Source organism: Pseudomonas sp. GW821-FHT07E12 (assembly GCF_058986605.1).
The window spans coordinates 21430-38182 of record NZ_JBYSVX010000023.1 but is presented as its reverse complement, the minus strand read 5'-3'; the positions used below and the strand labels follow the sequence as shown (position 1 = coordinate 38182).

At 64.6% G+C, this 16753-nt stretch carries 9 protein-coding genes; 5 read left to right on the top strand and 4 right to left on the bottom strand.

Translation table 11 applies throughout. The features are described 5' to 3' along the window. Positions 1-97: 97 nt before the first annotated feature. From uxaC to AC3WJE_RS13470, 3 genes are all read right to left on the bottom strand, one after another. Complete coding sequence (gene uxaC, locus AC3WJE_RS13480; RefSeq protein ID WP_493731324.1) at positions 98-1522, bottom strand: glucuronate isomerase; 1425 nt, start codon at positions 1520-1522, stop codon at positions 98-100. Between the two features lie 37 nt (positions 1523-1559). After that, positions 1560-4451 carry a glycosyl hydrolase 115 family protein gene (locus tag AC3WJE_RS13475; protein ID WP_493731323.1) on the bottom strand — a complete coding sequence of 964 codons (2892 nt, stop codon included), beginning with the start codon at positions 4449-4451 and terminating at the stop codon, positions 1560-1562. A 111-nt stretch (positions 4452-4562) separates the two neighbouring features. After that, positions 4563-5864, bottom strand: a complete 1302-nt coding sequence (locus AC3WJE_RS13470) for an MFS transporter (protein ID WP_493731322.1) — start codon at positions 5862-5864, stop codon at positions 4563-4565. 437 nt (positions 5865-6301) lie between these two features. Between AC3WJE_RS13470 and AC3WJE_RS13465 the strand changes: the two genes are divergently transcribed. The 5 genes from AC3WJE_RS13465 to AC3WJE_RS13445 all read left to right on the top strand — a co-directional run bounded on the left by AC3WJE_RS13465 (position 6302) and on the right by AC3WJE_RS13445 (position 14006). Continuing rightward, complete coding sequence (locus tag AC3WJE_RS13465; protein ID WP_493731321.1) at positions 6302-9202, top strand: TonB-dependent receptor; 2901 nt, start codon at positions 6302-6304, stop codon at positions 9200-9202. A 70-nt stretch (positions 9203-9272) separates the two neighbouring features. Next, positions 9273-10745: an MFS transporter gene (locus tag AC3WJE_RS13460; protein ID WP_493731320.1), complete on the top strand. Its 1473-nt coding sequence runs from the start codon at positions 9273-9275 to the stop codon at positions 10743-10745. Between the two features lie 25 nt (positions 10746-10770). Next, on the top strand, positions 10771-11787 hold the full coding sequence (locus AC3WJE_RS13455; RefSeq protein WP_493731319.1) for a glycoside hydrolase family 43 protein: 1017 nt from the start codon (positions 10771-10773) through the stop codon (positions 11785-11787). 234 nt (positions 11788-12021) lie between these two features. Next, positions 12022-12240, top strand: coding sequence for a YdcH family protein (locus AC3WJE_RS13450; protein ID WP_493731318.1), 219 nt, complete (start codon positions 12022-12024; stop codon positions 12238-12240). 341 nt (positions 12241-12581) lie between these two features. Further along, the gene (locus tag AC3WJE_RS13445) at positions 12582-14006 is read left to right on the top strand and encodes a right-handed parallel beta-helix repeat-containing protein (protein ID WP_493731317.1); all 1425 of its coding nucleotides are present in this window, start codon (positions 12582-12584) and stop codon (positions 14004-14006) included. 92 nt (positions 14007-14098) lie between these two features. Here AC3WJE_RS13445 and plsB read toward each other — a convergent pair whose 3' ends face one another. Further along, the gene (gene plsB, locus AC3WJE_RS13440) at positions 14099-16747 is read right to left on the bottom strand and encodes a glycerol-3-phosphate 1-O-acyltransferase PlsB (protein WP_493731316.1); all 2649 of its coding nucleotides are present in this window, start codon (positions 16745-16747) and stop codon (positions 14099-14101) included. Between the last annotated feature and the right edge of the window lie 6 nt (positions 16748-16753).

Here is a 16753-nt window from a genome sequence, read left to right as displayed (position 1 = left end):
AACCCTCTGCTTTTGTGGGGGAGCGACGCGAGCCAGGAAGTTCCCCCACGGCACCCCCCCCCCCCCCCCCCCCCCGCTCCTACGGTTTGATGCAATCTCATAGCCGGTAGGCCTGCTTGGGCAACCGGTAGGCGAGATCAACAGCGACTTCCGCCGCCTCGTCCTCTTCGATCCGATGCTCGGCCACCAGCCTGGCCAGTACCGCACAGTCGATGCGGCGTGCGACATCGTGCCGCGCCGGGATCGACAGGAATGCGCGGGTGTCGTCGTTGAAACCCACCGTGTTGTAGAAGCCGGCGGTGCTCAGGGTCTGCTCGCGGAAGCGCCACATGCCTTCCGGCGCATCGTGGAACCACCACGCCGGCCCGAGCAGCAGGCTCGGGTAGTGGCCGGCCAGCGGCGCCAGCTCGCGCGAGTAGGTGCTCTCGTCCAGCGTGAACAGGATCAGCTTGAATCCCGGCTCGTTGCCGAAGCGATCCAGCAGCGGCTTGAGTGCCTGCACGTACTCGGTGCGCAGCGGGATGTCGGCGCCCTTGTCGCGGCCGTAGCGCGCGAACAGGTCGCGATTGTGATTGCGGAAGCAGCCCGGATGGATCTGCATCACCAGGCCATCGTCCAGACTCATCGCCGCCATTTCGGTCAGCATCTGGGCACGGAACAGCTCGGCCTCGGCGGCGTCGAAATCGCCACGCACGATCTTCACGAACAGCGCACGCGCCTGCGTCGGCGACAGGTCGGCGGTGGCGCAGCTGGGATGACCGTGATCGGTCGAGGTCGCACCCATCGACGCGAAGAACGCGCGCCGCTGGCGATGCGCGCGCAGGTAGCCGTCCCAATCGTGTACATCCTCGCCAGTCAGCTCGCCAAACCGACGCAGCGCATCGGGGAACTGCTCGTGCTCGGGATCGACCACCGCATCCGGCCGGTACGCAGTGATCACGCGACCTTGCCAACCACTGTCGCGGATCGTCTGATGATGCGTAAGCGAATCGAGCGAGCCTTCGGTGGTGGCGATGACCTCGATATTGAAGCGTTCGAACAGTGCGCGTGGGCGGAATCCGGGCGTCTGCAAGGCTTCGGTGATCGTGTCGTAGTAGTGATCGGCGCTGCTGGCATCCAGGCGCACGCGCAGGCCGAACACCTCGTGGAACACGTGGTTCAGCCACATCGACGAAGGCGTGCCACGGAACAGATGGAAGTTGCGCGCGAACACCCGCCATGCCTGACGCGGATCGACATCGGCGCGCGAGCCATCGGCGCGCGGGATGCCCAGTTCGTCCAGCGATACACCTTGGCTGTAGAGCATGCGGAACACATAGTGATCCGGCACCAGCAGCAACTCGGTGGCATTGGCGAACGCGGCGTTGCCCGCGAACCAGGCCGGATCGGTGTGGCCGTGCGGGCTGACGATCGGCAGCGTCGCGACCTGCGCGTACAGGCGTCGCGCGATCGAGCGCTGGGTTGGATCAGGCGAGAACAGGCGATCTTCGTGCAGCGTCAGCGGTGTGGTGTTGGCATTCATCGGGTAGGCGGCGATGGTGTGGGAAGTACGATGGGGTTCATGGCAGGCGTTGGCTTTCCGGCGGGCCAAGGTAACTGGCAGGCAGCGTGCCACGCACCACCTCCACACGCTGGAACACCAGACCCGGATCGACTAGCCACAGCTTGAGCGTCTGTGCGCCGGCACCAGTGCGGTGGCGCGAGGTCGCAACGTGCACGCTGTCGCTGACTGCGCGACCCCAGGCGAAGAAATCACGATCACCGGGAGTCGGATCCAGACGCACGTTGACGATCTCCGGCGGTGCATCGCCGAACGACACCGCGTAACGCAGGCCGCCGCGATGCCACATGTCCAGGCTCGGCGACACCACCACCCGCACCTCGACCTCGCCAGCCTCGCGCAGGTACAGCGGATATTCCAGATGCGCGCCGTTGCCACCGGGTACCTGTGCGGGCAGCGTGGCCGGCCACACGGTGACACCGGAGAGGCTGCGGCCCAGGTTCGGGATGACCTGCCACTGCATGCCCGGCACGGTCACCGCGCGTGCATGGTGCGCGGCCTCGATAGCGATATGGCCATCGGTCTCCACGAAGCCGGTCGGCGGCGTGCCGCGCGGTGGATTGGAGACATGAAGCTGGATGTGGTTCTCGGTGCCTTCGCTGCCGTCCAGCGCGATCACCACGTCGTGCTCGCCCTCCGGCACGCGCGCCCAGTCCACGCTGACCTGCAAGCGTTGTTCGTCCACGACTTCGCCAGTAGCGGCCGGCAGTATCTTCACCCAGGGCTCCTTCACGCGTGCCTCGTAGCGGTACGGCGCGCCACCGCGATTGAACACGACAATCTCGCGCGAGGTCGCACCGAGGCGTTCCAACGGCGGCAACACCGGTCGTCCGGCCGGGCGCGGCCACGCCTTGCCATCGCCTTCCAGAGCCAGCCCCATCACCGCACGTGCCGGCACGTCGACGTGCGACAAGGCCGGCATGACGTTGCGCTCGGGTTGCTGCCAATGCGTGTAGCCGATGCGCGGCTGCGACATCATGTGGATCCACTTGCCGCCGGCGATGTCCTGCTCGTAGACGCGTGCCAGTTCGGCATCGCGCGCGAACAGACGCTCGGCTTCCTTCGCCCAGGCATTCGCCGAGGCGCGGCCCTGCAACGCATACAGCCGGTTGCGCGCGACCGCCACGTACAGCGCGTTGATGTTCGCGCTGGCCAGCACCGGGTATTCGACCAGTTGGTAGTACGCGTCGCGATAGGCCGCCGGCAGCGCCGCACCGATCCGCGTGGCCTGGTCGGAAAGCGCCTGCCACTCGGCCAGCACGCGCTCGGCCTCGTCGAAGTTGACCAGGCTCCAGGTGTCCGGCGACAGCAGCTCCGGCTTGCGTCGCGCGTTGTACTGGCTATAGCGGGTCAGCAGCTCACCGATCTCCGCCGCGTGCGCGGGGCCGAACTGCTCGGCCGCCCACCTGGTCGGATACTCCTGCAACTGTGGCAGCTGCATCGCGTCCGGGTTCCACGCGTAGTCGAGGAAGAACGAGATCGGGAACTCCAGCGGCTTGATGTCGCCGACATTGACGATCCACATGCGGTCGACACCATAGGTATGCGCCAGCCGCATCTGCTCCCAGGTGCGCTCGATCTGCACGGTATTGAGCCACTTGTAGTTGCGCGGGCCACCGACGTAATCGAAGTGGTAGTAGATGCCGTAACCGCCGGGACGCTTGTCGCCCAGCTTCGGCAACCGGCGCAGGTTGCCCCAGTTGTCGTCGGCGAACAGCAGGGTGACGTCGTCGGGCACTTTCATGCCGTTGTCGAAATAGTCCTGCACTTCCTTGTACAGCGCCCACACCTGCGGGGTGTCCTCGGCCGGCTTGCCAGTCACTTCGGTGATGATCCTGCGCTGGTCGGCAACGATGCCTTCGAGCAGCGGGATGGCGGTGCCTTCTGACATCGGCTCATCGCCGTCGCCACGCATGCCCAGCGTCACCACGCTTTCGTTGTGGCCCATGCGCTCGATGCCCTGTCGCCAGAACGCCTGCAATGCGTCGCGATTGCGCGTGTAGTCCCACGGGCCGCTGCCGTGGCGCTTCCATTCCACATGGGCGCGCATCATCGGCTCGTGGTGGCTGGTGCCGATCACCACGCCGTAATCGTCGGCCAGCTCGGCATTGCGCGGATCGTCGTCGTAGAACGCGCGGCCCCACATCGCCGGCCACAGATAGTTGCCCTTGCTGCGCAGGATCAGCTGGAACACGCGCTCGTAGAGGCCATGGTTGGGCCCGCCGTAGGTCGCGTTCACCCAGCCGCCCAGGGCCGGATCCTCGTCGTTGATGAAGATGCCGCGATAACGCACCACCGGTGCATCGACGAAGCGCCCGGGCGCTACATGCAGCGTGTCGTGGCGAGGAGCCGGCACATCCGCCCACCATTGCCAAGGCGATACGCCCAACCGGCGCGACAGTTCGTAGATGCCGTAGATCGTGCCACGCTTGTCCGCGCCGATGATCAACAGCGCGCGTTCGATGCCCGGCTCGGGCTTCTCCACCACTTGCAGCGAATAGGCCTCCCAACGCCCGGCGACATCACGGGTGTCGACGCCCTTCTCGCGCACGATGCGGTCCACGCGCGGGCTGTGACCCAGCGTGCCGGCGATGATCGCCATGCGCGGTGTGGTGGACGCGTCAGTGGCGAACGTCGCCTCGTGGCCGGCGACGGCGGACAGATCGGCACGCAGGTCGCGCGCTGCACGCAGCACGCCCGGATGGTCGTCCGCGTCGGCCAGCACGGCGATGGGCTTGCCGCGCTCCACCAGGGGCAAGGCACCGGCGACGGCACGTTCACACACGGCGGCGGGCGCGCTGCAGCGGACCGCGTCGGTGGTGGTTGCGCCTGCGGTTCCTGTCGATAGCGCAGTCAGCGCCATGAGCAGGATGACGTGTGCTTTTTTCATGAAGATTTCCAATCGTCCACTTCGTTCTTCATGTAGGAGCGGCTTCAGCCGCGATGGGCGTTCCTAGGAAGACCCATCGCGGCTGAAGCCGCTCCTACAACAACAATCCCACTACGACTCCAACCTTGCCGGCGCCAGCTTCGGCACCAACAGGTGCACCACCAGCAATGCCAGCAGATAGGCGGTACTGGCCATCAGGAACACCGGCAGATAACTCCCGGTCGCCTGCAACAGCAACCCGATCAACGTCGAGATCATCATGCCGCCGACCGCGCCGGCAAAACCGCCCAGACCAACCACCGAGGCCACCGCATCACGCGGAAACATGTCCGACGGCAGGGTGAACACATTCGCCGACCAGCCCTGATGCCCGGCCGTCGCCAACCCGATCAACCCCACCGCCACCCACAGATTGTCGGCCCAGCCCGCGAACACTATCGGTACCACCGCCAGCGCGCACAGCGCCATGGCGGTCTTGCGCGCGCGGTTGGCGCTCCAGCCCAGGCGCAGCAGGCGCCCGGCCAACCAGCCTCCGGTGATGCTGCCGATATCGGCCATCACGAAGATCGCGATCAGCGGCGGCCCCAGCGCAAGCAGCGACAGATCGTATTGGGCGTGCAGGAACTTGGGCAGCCAGAACAGGAAGAACCACCAGATCGGATCGGTCATGAACTTGGCCGCGACAAACGCCCAGGCCTGACGATGGCGCAGGATCCGCGACCACGGCACGCGCTGCGAGATTTCGGCCGGATCGCTGCGGATGTGCGCCAGTTCTTCGCGCGACAACGCCGGCTGCCGCTCTGGCTCGCGATACCACAGCAGCCACACCAGCAGCCACACCCCGCTGAGCAGGCCGGTGCACAGGAACGCGGCCTGCCAACCCCACATCGCGGCCACCACCGGCACCGCCATCGGCGCGACGATCGCGCCGATGTTGGAGCCCGAGTTGAAGATGCCCACCGCCAGCGCACGTTCGCGACGCGGGAACCACTCGGCCACGGTCTTGATCGCCGCCGGAAAGTTGCCGGCCTCGCCCAGCCCCAGCGCGAAGCGCGCGACCATGAAACCGACCACGCCGGCTGCCAGCGCATGCCCCATCGCCGCCAGGCTCCACACGCCGATCGCGATCGCATAACCGATGCGCGTACCGAGCCGGTCGATCACCGCACCGGTGCACAGCAGCCCCAGCGCATACGCGGCCTGGAAGGCGGTGACGATGTAGCTGTACTCCATCTCGTTCCAGCCGATGTGCTCCTGCAGGAACGGCGCCAACACGCCCAGCACCTGGCGGTCGATGTAGTTGATGGTGGTCGCCGCCAGCAGCATCGCGCACACGCGCCAGCGATAACGGCCGACGCGCGCCACTGCTCCGTTGGATCGCACTTCGGCGCCGTCGCCTGCACGCTGTTCCATCCTCGCCCTCCCCGGATTACGCCGCTTTTGCCACGCGATTGATAGCGCTATCACTATCACAGGCCAGGCGTTGCGGCTATTTGCACTGCAGCGAAACCGCATGGTGGCGAGGGATTCCGAGCATCCACGTGCCTGTTTCGATCCCTTGAAGCGATGGTCCAGGACGCATCCAGCGCGCTACCCCCCTTGATTTACCGGTTTTTCGCCCACTCGTCGTGCGCCATGACCGCCAAGGCATATCGGGAACCCGAGCCACCGGCACCGCATCGAAGGCGTTTGTTGCTGCGCAGCGTGACGCCTCAATTGATAGCGCTATCATCCGTCGCGCCATCAGGGGCCAGTCCGGACGCACCCGCATCCCCGCGGGACACGGACGATCCGTGATGGTGAAGCAGTCACCAAACCTGGGAGGGAGTAAGGTGAAGCATCATCCGAACGTGAGCACGCTTGCGCGTGCTTTGAGCATCGCATTGCTGGCCGGTACCAGCGGCGCCGCCTTGGCGCAGCAAGCCACCACGGCCGAACAGGCACCGTCACCTTCAGCTTCGACAGCATCACCGGCGGTCACTGACCTGGACCGCGTGCAGGTCACCGGCTATCGCCGCAGCATCCAGTTCTCCACCGACGCCAAGCGCGATTCGACCGGCTTCACCGATTCGGTCTACGCCGAAGACATCGGCAAGTTCCCCGACACCAACATCGCCGAGTCGCTCAACCGCATTCCCGGCATCCAGCTGGAGCGCGACGTCAATGGCGAAGGCTTGAACATCGCCATCCGCGGCCTGCCCAACAGCTTCACCAAGACCGTGATCAACGGCAATCCGGTCGCCACCGCGTCGATCGGGCTCAACAACCAGAGCCAGAACCGCGAAGTCGATCTGAACCTGTTCCCGACCGAATTCTTCACCCAGTTGACGGTCAACAAGACGCCGAAGGCCAGCCTGGTCGAAGGCGGCATTTCCGGCGTGGTCGACATGCGCACCGCGCGCCCGTTCGACCGGCCCGGCACGCACCTGACTTACCAGATACAGGGCAGCTACAACGACATCAGCGAGAAGGTCACCCCGCTCGGCTCGGTGATCGGCAGCTGGACCAATTCCGAGGGCACCTTTGGCGTGCTCGCTGGCGTCACCTCCACGCGCGGCAAGATCGGCGTGGAAGGCTACGAGTCGGTCGGCTGGACCAATCCCGGGCTCAGCTATACCCAATGCGGCCTGGCCGCACCGAGTGGCGTCAACCCGGACTCCGGGCGTCCGGCCTCCTGCAACACCGGTGGCGGCGGCAACTGGCTGATTCCCACCACCGTGCCGAACAATGCTTCCACCATCGCCGCCGGGCTGACGCCGGGCGCGGTCATCGACAAGAACATGCTGCTGGCGCTGAATCCAGGGCTGACCATCGACCAGATCAGCGAGGCGCTGATCCCGCGCCTCGGCCGCCCGGTGCACATGTCCGGTGATCGCGACCGCGATGGTTTCATCACCTCGCTGGAGTGGCGTCCCAACGACAAGATGAACTTCTACCTGGATGCGATGTTCACCAAGGCACATCGCACCAACGAGCGCATCGATATCAATCTGGTCGGCCGCAACTTCGCCGCCAACGGCATGATCCCGACCAACATGCAGGTCGATGCCAACGGCGTGGTCACCAGCGCGACCTTCGCCAATGCGCAGTTCTTCCTGGAAGCACGCCCGTACATCGAGGACGTGAAGTACTGGAACGTCAATCCCGGCGGCACGTTCTGGTTCGGCGCCGACAACGCCATCAAGCTCGACGTGCAGGCCAACATGAGTCGCAGCTGGATGTTCCGCGAGTCGCCGACCATCCTGGTCAATTCGCCCTACACCACGGTGCAGTACACCAACAACGGCGGCGTGCCGACCTGGACCACCGACCTCGACCTCAACGATCCCAACGCCGGCTGGACCTGGAGCGGTGGCCGCGTCAACGTGCAGAACGAGAAGCGCGTGACCGAGACCAAGGGCGCGCGTGCCGACCTGCAGTTCGGCGAGGACAAGCGCAACGTCAAGATCGGCGCCGCCTACGACGAGAACATGCGTCGCATCCAGGGCTTCGACAACAGCAGCGCGTGGCAGACCTACGTGCTGTCGACCGTCTCCGATTCGCAGCTGGCGCAGTACCTGCGTCCCGGTCCGTACGGCTTCATCACCGCCGATTTCGATGCCTTCAAGAACGCCACCAATTACTACCAGTACCGCGACGGCGCACCGGAATCGTCCGGCCCCAACACCGGCGCATCCACCGGTGGACTCGAGGAGCGCACCTGGGGTGCCTACATCGAGGTGAACGGCGAGACCGAAGTGCTGAACCGCAACCTGCGCTTCAATGCCGGCGTGCGTTATGCAACTACCGACCAGGAGATCAGCGGCCCGGTGACCATCGGCGGCGTGCGCAGCTGGCAGACCCTGAAGGGAAGCTACAGCGAATACCTGCCATCGTTCAGCGCCGCCTGGGACGTGGCCGACAGCGTGGTGCTGAGGTTCTCCTCATCGCGCACGATGACCCGACCCAATCCCAGCTCGATGCTGCCGGCCACCTCGCTCAGCTGGCCGACCGCCGACCTTGCCACGCAGGGCAATCCCAACCTGACCCCGTATACCTCGACCAACCTCGACCTCGGTGGCGAGTGGTACACCGGTGGCGAAGGCATGGTCGGGTTGACGTTCTTCAACAAGCGCATCAACGGCTATACCTACCTCGGCACCACCACGATGCCGTTCTCGCGGCTGGGCATTCCGTTCGACCAGCTCGACCCGGTCCAGCAAAGCGCGATCAACGCGCGCGGTGGCCCGGACAGCGCGCTGGTGGCGGTCTCGCAACAGGTCAATGCCAGCGCCACGCTCAACGTGCGCGGCTGGGAAGCGATCTGGGTGCAGCCGCTGGACTTCGTGTTCGACGGACTGGGCATCCAGGCCAACTACACCGACATCAACCTGTCGGCCGAAGGCAACGATGCCGACCAGCTCACCGGCAACCTCTACGGCATCGCGCCGAAGCTGTGGAATGCGACCACCTACTGGGAGAACAAAGGCTTCTCGGTACGGCTGTCCTACACGCATACCGATGCGGTGATCGGCACCGGGCCGAACCAGAACGGCATTCCTTACGCGCAGATCATCGGCGAGGCACGCGGGCAGTGGGACATGTCGGCCAGTTACACGCTGTCGCAGTTCAAGTCGTCGCCGCAGATCACCTTGAACGTCATTAACATCGACGGCAAGGCGCGGCGCTCCAACTTCTACTGGGACAACGCCGTCAACGATATCTACGATCCCGGCCGCACCATCATGCTGGGCCTGCGTGGCTCGTTCTGAGCGCCGATGACGCTCCTCGCCTCCGGGTGAGGAGCGTTCCAAGGATGTGTCCCCACCACCGCTGGATTCCATGAACGAACGAACGCAAACTCTTTCCATCGGCGAGAAAGTTGGCTACAGCCTGGGCGACCTGGCGGCCAACCTGATCTTCCAGACGCTGGTGACCTTCCTGGCGTTCTTCTACACCGACGTCTACCGGATTCCCGCCGCCACCGCGGCCAGCATCATCTTCGTGGTGGGATTGCTGGGCGCCTTCGTGTTCACCCCGGTGATCGGTCTGGTGGCCGATCGCACGCATACGCGCTGGGGCAAGTTTCGTCCGTGGATACTGTGGACCGCACTGCCGTTCGGCGCGCTGTCGTTGCTGGCGTTCTCCACGCCGTCGCTGGGCCAGCACGGCAAGATCGTCTACGCGCTGGCCACCTACACCTTGCTGATGCTGGTGTACGTCGCCAACAACCTGCCGTACGCAGCGCTGAGCGGCGTGTTGACCGGCAGCATGGCCCAGCGCAACAGCCTGTCCTCGTACCGCTTCGTGGCGGTGATGATCGCGCAGTTCGTCATCCAGGTGCTGTTGTTGCCGCTGGTGCTGATCCTGGGCGATGGCGACAAGGCCAAGGGATTCGAGCACGCGATGGCGCTGTTCGCGGTGATCGGCACGGTGTTCTTCCTGATCACCTTCTTCTCCACGCGCGAACGCATCGTGCCACGCCCGGAGCAGCATTCCTCGGTGCGTCGCGATCTGCTCGACCTGGCCGGCAACGGTCCGTGGCGAGTGGTGCTCGCACTCACCGTGCTGATCTTCATCACGCTCGCCCTGAAGGGCGGGATGTACGTCTACTACTTCAAGTACTACCTCGATCCGCAGGCGCTCGCCGGCTTCATCGATCAGGTCGGTTTCAATCGCTTCATCGGCGGCATCGATGCAGCGCTGCTCGGCATGGGCCTGGAAGGCTTCCACTGGCCGCAGGATCCGGCGACCTCGGCGTTCAGCCTGTTCAGCGCGGCCGGCATCATCTTCATGATCGTCGGCATCGCCTTCTCGAAACGCTTGGCCGACCGCTTCGGCAAGCGCGACGTGTTCGCCGGTGCGTTGCTGCTGGCCACGCTGTGCCTGCTCGCGTTCTGGCTGTTCTCACCGCAGGCGGTCGCGGCGGTGGTGCTGGCCTACATCCTGCACGGCTTCTTCTACGGCATCACCACGCCGCTGCTGTGGGCGATGATCGCCGACGTCGCCGACTACTCCGAATGGAAGACCGGCCGCCGCGCCACCGCGATCATCTTCTCGGCCATGCTGTGCGGGCTGAAGGTCGGCCTCAGCGTCGGCGGCGCGCTTGTCGCCGCGATCCTCGCCAGCTACGGCTACGACGCCGCCGCGTCGGTGCAGCCTGCACAGGTCGCCAACGGCATCCGCCTCTCGGTCAGCCTTTACAGCGCCATTCCCTTCCTCGCCGGCATCGCGTTGCTGTCGCTCTACCGCATCGACAAGCGGATGGAGAGCCGCATCGAACAGGAACTGGACGCACGCCGCGCCACCGCTTGACCCTCCCCACCACCTCACTCCCCCCATGAGCGAACGACTCGATCCGGAACGCCTGAAGGCACTCTCCTCCAACGCGCTATCCCCGCCGTTGGTGACCCATATCCATACCGCCGATCCCTCCGCACACGTGTTCGAGGGTCGCGTCTACATCTACCCGTCGCACGACGTCGAAGGTGTCGCCGGCTTCAACGACAACGGCGACCATTTCGCGATGGTCGACTACCACGTGTTCCGCCAGGATTCGCCCGATGGCGAAGCCATCGATTGCGGCATGGCATTGCACGTGGACCAGGTGCCCTGGGCGCACCGGCAGATGTGGGCGCCGGACGCTGCGGTGAAGGACGGCGTTTATTACCTGTACTTCCCCGCCAAGCGCGCCGACGACATCTTCCAGATCGGCGTCGCCAGCAGCGCACATCCGGAAGGCCCGTTCGTTGCCGAGCCCGAGCCGATCGCCGGCGGCTATTCGATCGACCCGGCCGTATTCGCCGACGAGGACAGCGCGTATTACCTGTACTTCGGCGGCCTGTGGGGCGGACAACTGCAGCACTATCGCGACAACCACTACGACCCGATGCACGAGGAGCCCGCCGACGACCAACCCGCACTCGGCCCGCGCGTAGCCCGTCTCAGCGACGACATGAAGCACCTGGCCGAACCCTCGCGCGAAGTGCCGATCCTCGACGAAGCCGGCCAACCGCTGCTCGCCGGCGACCACGCCCGCCGCTACTTCGAAGGCCCGTGGCTGCACCGCTACGGCGGGCGCTACTACCTGTCGTATTCCACCGGTGACACCCACCTGCTGTGCTACGCGGTCGGCGACAGCCCGTACGGTCCGTTCACCTACAAGGGCGTGCTGCTCACGCCGGTGCTCGGCTGGACCACGCATCACTCGATCCTCGAGTTCGAGGGCCGCTGGTGGCTGTACTACCACGACTCGATCATGTCCGGCGGGCTGACCCACCTGCGCAACATCAAGGTCGCCGAACTTTTCTACGACCAGGATGGCAGCATCCGCACCCTGCACCCGTACGGCGACTGATCGCGATGCCGCTCGATGTGGCCCAGCGCGCGCTCGCACCCGGCGCGCTGCTGCTCAGCTCCGACAGCCAACATGGGGCGGTGTACGACCAGCCCGCCCACGCCACCCGTGTGGAACCGCAGACCGGGCCACCCGACGCCTTCAATCTCCAGCCCGAAGCGGCTGCTGCCGGGGCAATCGGTCCGGACCTGGTTCCACTGGCAATGGCGGTGACGTCATCCATGGCAGATGTGTATGCTGGCCCGCGTGGAAACCCGCAACCCCACCGACATCGCTGAACACGCCGCCAGGCTGCGGCAGGAACATCGCGAGCTGGATATACACATCGCCGCGCTGGTCGAGAACGTGCATGCCGACCAACTGACGATCAAGCGCCTGAAGAAACGCAAGCTGTTACTCAAGGACTGCATCACACGCCTGGAGAGCATGCTGATCCCGGACGAGCCGGCTTGAGGGGCGGTACCTCCTGACCGGCGGGACAAGGCCGCCCAGCGTGGAACCACGGACAAGGCTCACGCCGCCGAACGTGTAGCGCCACCGACCCTTTCGTGATTACGCGACGCCGGCCAGCGGTTGTCATGGCGCTGCTGTCGATCCAGCCCCCCTCACTTCACTTTCCTAGCGCATGCACTTCGCATAGCGCTCCAGCATCTGGACTTTTTCCTCAGCGCCTCATCACATGAAAAGCGCTTAGAACGTCTAAGTCCTGATCAATCTCCACTCCCGTTCTCAGCAGTCGCAGTTGCTGCGATCTGCACTCGGCATATTGGCCCATAAAACCACGAGGGCACTATATGACGACACTTTCCAATGAATATCCCAGCGTAAAAGACTTTGGTGCCATCGGCGATGGGCAAAGCCATCCACTTTCTTCGCTCTATGCGACCCTGGCTGCTGCACAGACTGTTTACCCATTCGCTACAGCACTATCGCAGGAAATTGATTGGGCTGCGATTCAAGCCACGATGAATTCCAGCAAGACCGTACTGATCCCTGACGGAATTTACGTTCTGAATGAGGTTCTTGTCGCTCAACCCGGCATTAATCTGATCGGATCGACTCCGGAAAACTGCCGGTTCATGAGAACGACCACCTACGGCGACACGCTGCGCATCGGTGTATCCGGAGGCACAACCGCAAGCAATGTCACGGTGCGCGGTATCTACTTCTGGCATTACTATACCTTCAACAACGGAAACAGCTACGTACCGGGCACGTCCACCTCGCTCGTCAATCGCAACACCACCGGATCACACTTGAACATCATCGGTGGGCAGAACGTCCGTATCGATGATTGCTGGTTCGAAGGAAATCGCCAGTCGGTCCTTTTGACCGACAGCTACAACATCTGGATTCAGCGCTGCTCGTTCAACGGTATATGGGACATCAATGTTCCAGGGCTACAAGACACCGAATCGGGTGTGTATTGCGTGGCTTCAAACCCTGGGGTGAGCCGCTGCGACAACGTCAATATCACGCATTGTCGAATCGGAGGCTATGGACCTTCCGCTCCCGTCAACGTCACCACCAATGGTGTGACGGTCAGTAAAGTATTGAATGCCGGCATCCGCTATGGCATTCGTCTTCGCACCGCAGAACGATTCACCATCTCCGACAACTACATCGGTGGCCAGGCCGAGAACAGCATTCTTATCGAGGCGAACAGCATTCTTTCGCACGGGCATATCCATCACAACATGCTGGATGGCTCGTTCAACTACAGCATCTTGATTCGCTCCTTGACCAGCGGTGCGATTCCGACCTTCATCAATATCGACAACAACACGGGCGTTGGCTACGGATTTGATCTCGGGTTCGTTTGGCTGCAGGTTTTTGAAACCAATAGCGCCTGCTATCAGATAAACATCCAGAACAACTCCGCTCAGTTCTATCGCGGGACGGCGATAAAGATCGACAAGGCAAGCGGTGTTCGCGTTCACGGAAATACGATGTCCGCCTACAACTCGGACTCGTCCACCAACACCGACCCCACCTATCAGGCCGGATGCTTTATCGGGTCGAGTTCCAAGCTGGTGCACTCGTTCGGCAATTCATGGGGCGGCGGCATCAACAATCCGGAAGGCAGCAACTCGTGCAAATGGGGCATCTACTTCGAGAATCCGTCCGCCAGTGGGACATGCGCTCTGGAACGCAGCCTAGGCCTCGGGTTGTCGGGTGGAACGCTTGTAGGGGGAGGCGCCCAGACCTATCCGACCTGAACGTCGCATCCCCTGATGTTTAGTTGATCCAACGGCACGGGGTGCGGCACGGCGCGGAATCGCCTCAATGCCGCACCTCGGCTTTCGTGCGTCTACTCCGCCGGCGCGGGCTCCTCGGGCTTGGCAGCCGCCGGGCTCACCCGCTCGATCGTATGCCGCAGCTCACGGCCAAGGATGAACTTGGCGTCCTTGGCCCACGCATCCAATCGCTCATCGAACAACAGCTTGCTGTTCTCATCCGGCCACACCAGCTTCAGCTCGCGCAGCTTCTGGATGAAGCCGCGGAACAGCGTGCGATCGAAGAACTCCGGCGCGGCCGGTGCGTACAGCAGGCTCAGTCGCTGCGCGGCCTGCTGGCACAGGCTCTCCAGCTCGGCGGCGCCGAGCGTGCCCGGGCCGTTCTTGGCCAGCACCGAGATGGTGATGTAGTAGCGCTCGAACGCCTGCTGCAGCGAGTGGCCGATCGCGCGCAGCCGGAACACCTCGTCGGTCTGGCCGGTGTTGCGGGCGAGGATGCCGTCACCCTCGTCGTTGACATTGACGTGCTGCAGCAGCCCTTCGCTGACGAACACTTCGATGGTGCGCTCGATGCGCCCGGCGAACTCGTCCTCGCTCCATGGCAGGAACAGTTCGGCCTGCAGGAACGGATACACCGAGCGCCCCAGCCGCAGCAGGGTGGCGCGATTCATGCGGCGGTTGTGCTGGAAGCAGCACGCCACCCACGAGGAGGCGGTGAACAGGTGCAGCACGTTGTTGCGGAAGTAGCTCAGCAACACCGCGGTGTCGCCGCTGACGCCGAGCACGTCGCCGAGCGGATGCGGCGTGCGCGTGAGCACGGCGATCTCCTCGGCATGCGCGATGATCCGTTCCGGCGAATGCGGGGTGACCGTGACCCGGTCCGAGTACGGCAATTCGGACAGCAGTTTCTTGCACAGCGCGATCTGCGCGACCAGATCGGCCTCGCCCATCGCGTGCTTGGGGGTGGACAGCAGCGCCAGCGCCAGCAGGTTGATCGGGTTGACGTCAGCGGCACCGTTGACGTGCACGTTGATCTGTTCGGCCAGGCTGTCCACGGCGCGGGCCAGCCACGCCGGTTTCTCTTCCTCGGAAACCGGTCTGCCATCCCACTCCGGTGCTTCTTTGGCGAGCACGTCGTTCAATGCGATCGGCTCGGCGAAGTTCACCACCACCTGGCCGTAGTTCTGCTTGAGCACCTTGGGGATGCCCCACAGCAATGCCCAGATCGACTCCTTCTCCTTCGGCCGCCCGGACAGCTCGTCCAGATAACTGCGACCTTCCATCAGCTTCTCGTAGCCGATGTAGATCGGCTGGAACAGCACCGGACGCCGCTGCTGGCGCAGGTAGGCGCGCACGGTCATGGCGATCGATCCGCCCTTGGGCTGCAGCAGGCGCCCGGTCCGCGAACGGCCGCCTTCGACGAAGTACTCGATCGAATAGCCGCCCGACACCAGCTGCGCCATGTATTCGCGGAACACCGCCGAATACAGCGCATTGCCCTTGAAGGTACGCCGGGCGAAGAACGCGCCGCCCTTGCGCAGCAGCGTGCCGACCACCGGCAGGTTGAGGTTGACGCCGGCGAAGATGTGCGGCGGCACGATGCCGCGTTCGTACAGCAGGTAGCTCAGCAGCAGGTAATCCATGTGGCTGCGATGGCTGGGCACGTAGACGATCTCGTAACCCGGCGCGGCCTGCTTGAACTTGTCCAGGTGATGCACCAGCACGCCGGCGTAGATCCGGTTCCAGACGTGGCTGAGCAGAAAGCTGGCCGAGCGCACCACCGGGCTGGAGTAATCGGCGGCGATCTCCCAGGCATAGGCGTGGGCCTTGCGCCAGGCATCGACCGGCTTGCTGTTGTCGCGCTTGGCCTGTGCGGCGATCGCCTCGCGCACCGGCTCGGCCGCCAGCACCTGGTCGACCAGGGTGCGGCGGGTGGACAGATCGGGCCCGATCACCGCCTCGCGGATGCGGCGGAAGTGGGTGCGCAGCACGCGTTGCAGCTTGCGCAGGGTGCGTTCGGGCGGCAGCCCTTCCTCGACGATCTGGCGCAGCGAGATCGGCGGGGCGAAGCGGACGATGGTGGTGCGGCCGTTGAGCAGCACCGCCAGCAGGCGGCGGAAGCGGCCGACCAATGCCCAGTTTTCAGAGAACAGCACCGCGAACCAGCCGCTCTGCCGGTCCGGGGCGCGGCCGACGAAGATCGACACCGGCACCAGGTGCACGTCCAGGTCGTTGCGGGCGCGATGCGCCTGCAGCAGCTTGGCCAGCGAATCGGAATGGGTCTTGCCGCCGCGCTGCTCGGGGATCAGCGAGTTGCTGGAACTGCGTCGCGACAGCGCCAGGTAGGCGCGCTTGCGCTGCAGCGGGTCACCGGGCAGCGGCACCAGCGGCGAAGGCAGCCCGGCCTGGCGGCAGGCCTTGTCCAGGATCAGCGCGTTGGACAGGCCGTAGTCCTCCAGCACGTACACCACCGGCCTGCCGTCGTTGTACTGGCCGGGCTGCTCCGGTTCGATGGTCAGCTCCAGCCACGGCTCGGCGAACCGGCCGAGCAGGCGTGCCCACAGCGGGCGACGCTCCCCCTTCTGCGGCGCGCCGGCCGGCACCAGCGCGCCGGCAGTCGGGAGCGGATCGGAGGTGGACGCGGGTTCGGCGGGCGGGGCGTCCTGCGACGCCGGCGCGGCCGGACGTTCGTCCGGGAAGGGCAACGGATTCTGTTCTGGCATCGGCCG

Coding starts and splice junctions, on each gene's coding strand:
- uxaC (WP_493731324.1), bottom strand. CDS start 1,522: ATGAATGCCAACACCACACCGCTGACGCTGCACGAAGATCGCCTGTTC.
- AC3WJE_RS13475 (WP_493731323.1), bottom strand. CDS start 4,451: ATGAAAAAAGCACACGTCATCCTGCTCATGGCGCTGACTGCGCTATCG.
- AC3WJE_RS13470 (WP_493731322.1), bottom strand. CDS start 5,864: ATGGAACAGCGTGCAGGCGACGGCGCCGAAGTGCGATCCAACGGAGCA.
- AC3WJE_RS13460 (WP_493731320.1), top strand. CDS start 9,273: ATGAACGAACGAACGCAAACTCTTTCCATCGGCGAGAAAGTTGGCTAC.
- AC3WJE_RS13455 (WP_493731319.1), top strand. CDS start 10,771: ATGAGCGAACGACTCGATCCGGAACGCCTGAAGGCACTCTCCTCCAAC.
- AC3WJE_RS13450 (WP_493731318.1), top strand. CDS start 12,022: ATGCTGGCCCGCGTGGAAACCCGCAACCCCACCGACATCGCTGAACAC.
- AC3WJE_RS13445 (WP_493731317.1), top strand. CDS start 12,582: ATGACGACACTTTCCAATGAATATCCCAGCGTAAAAGACTTTGGTGCC.
- plsB (WP_493731316.1), bottom strand. CDS start 16,747: ATGCCAGAACAGAATCCGTTGCCCTTCCCGGACGAACGTCCGGCCGCG.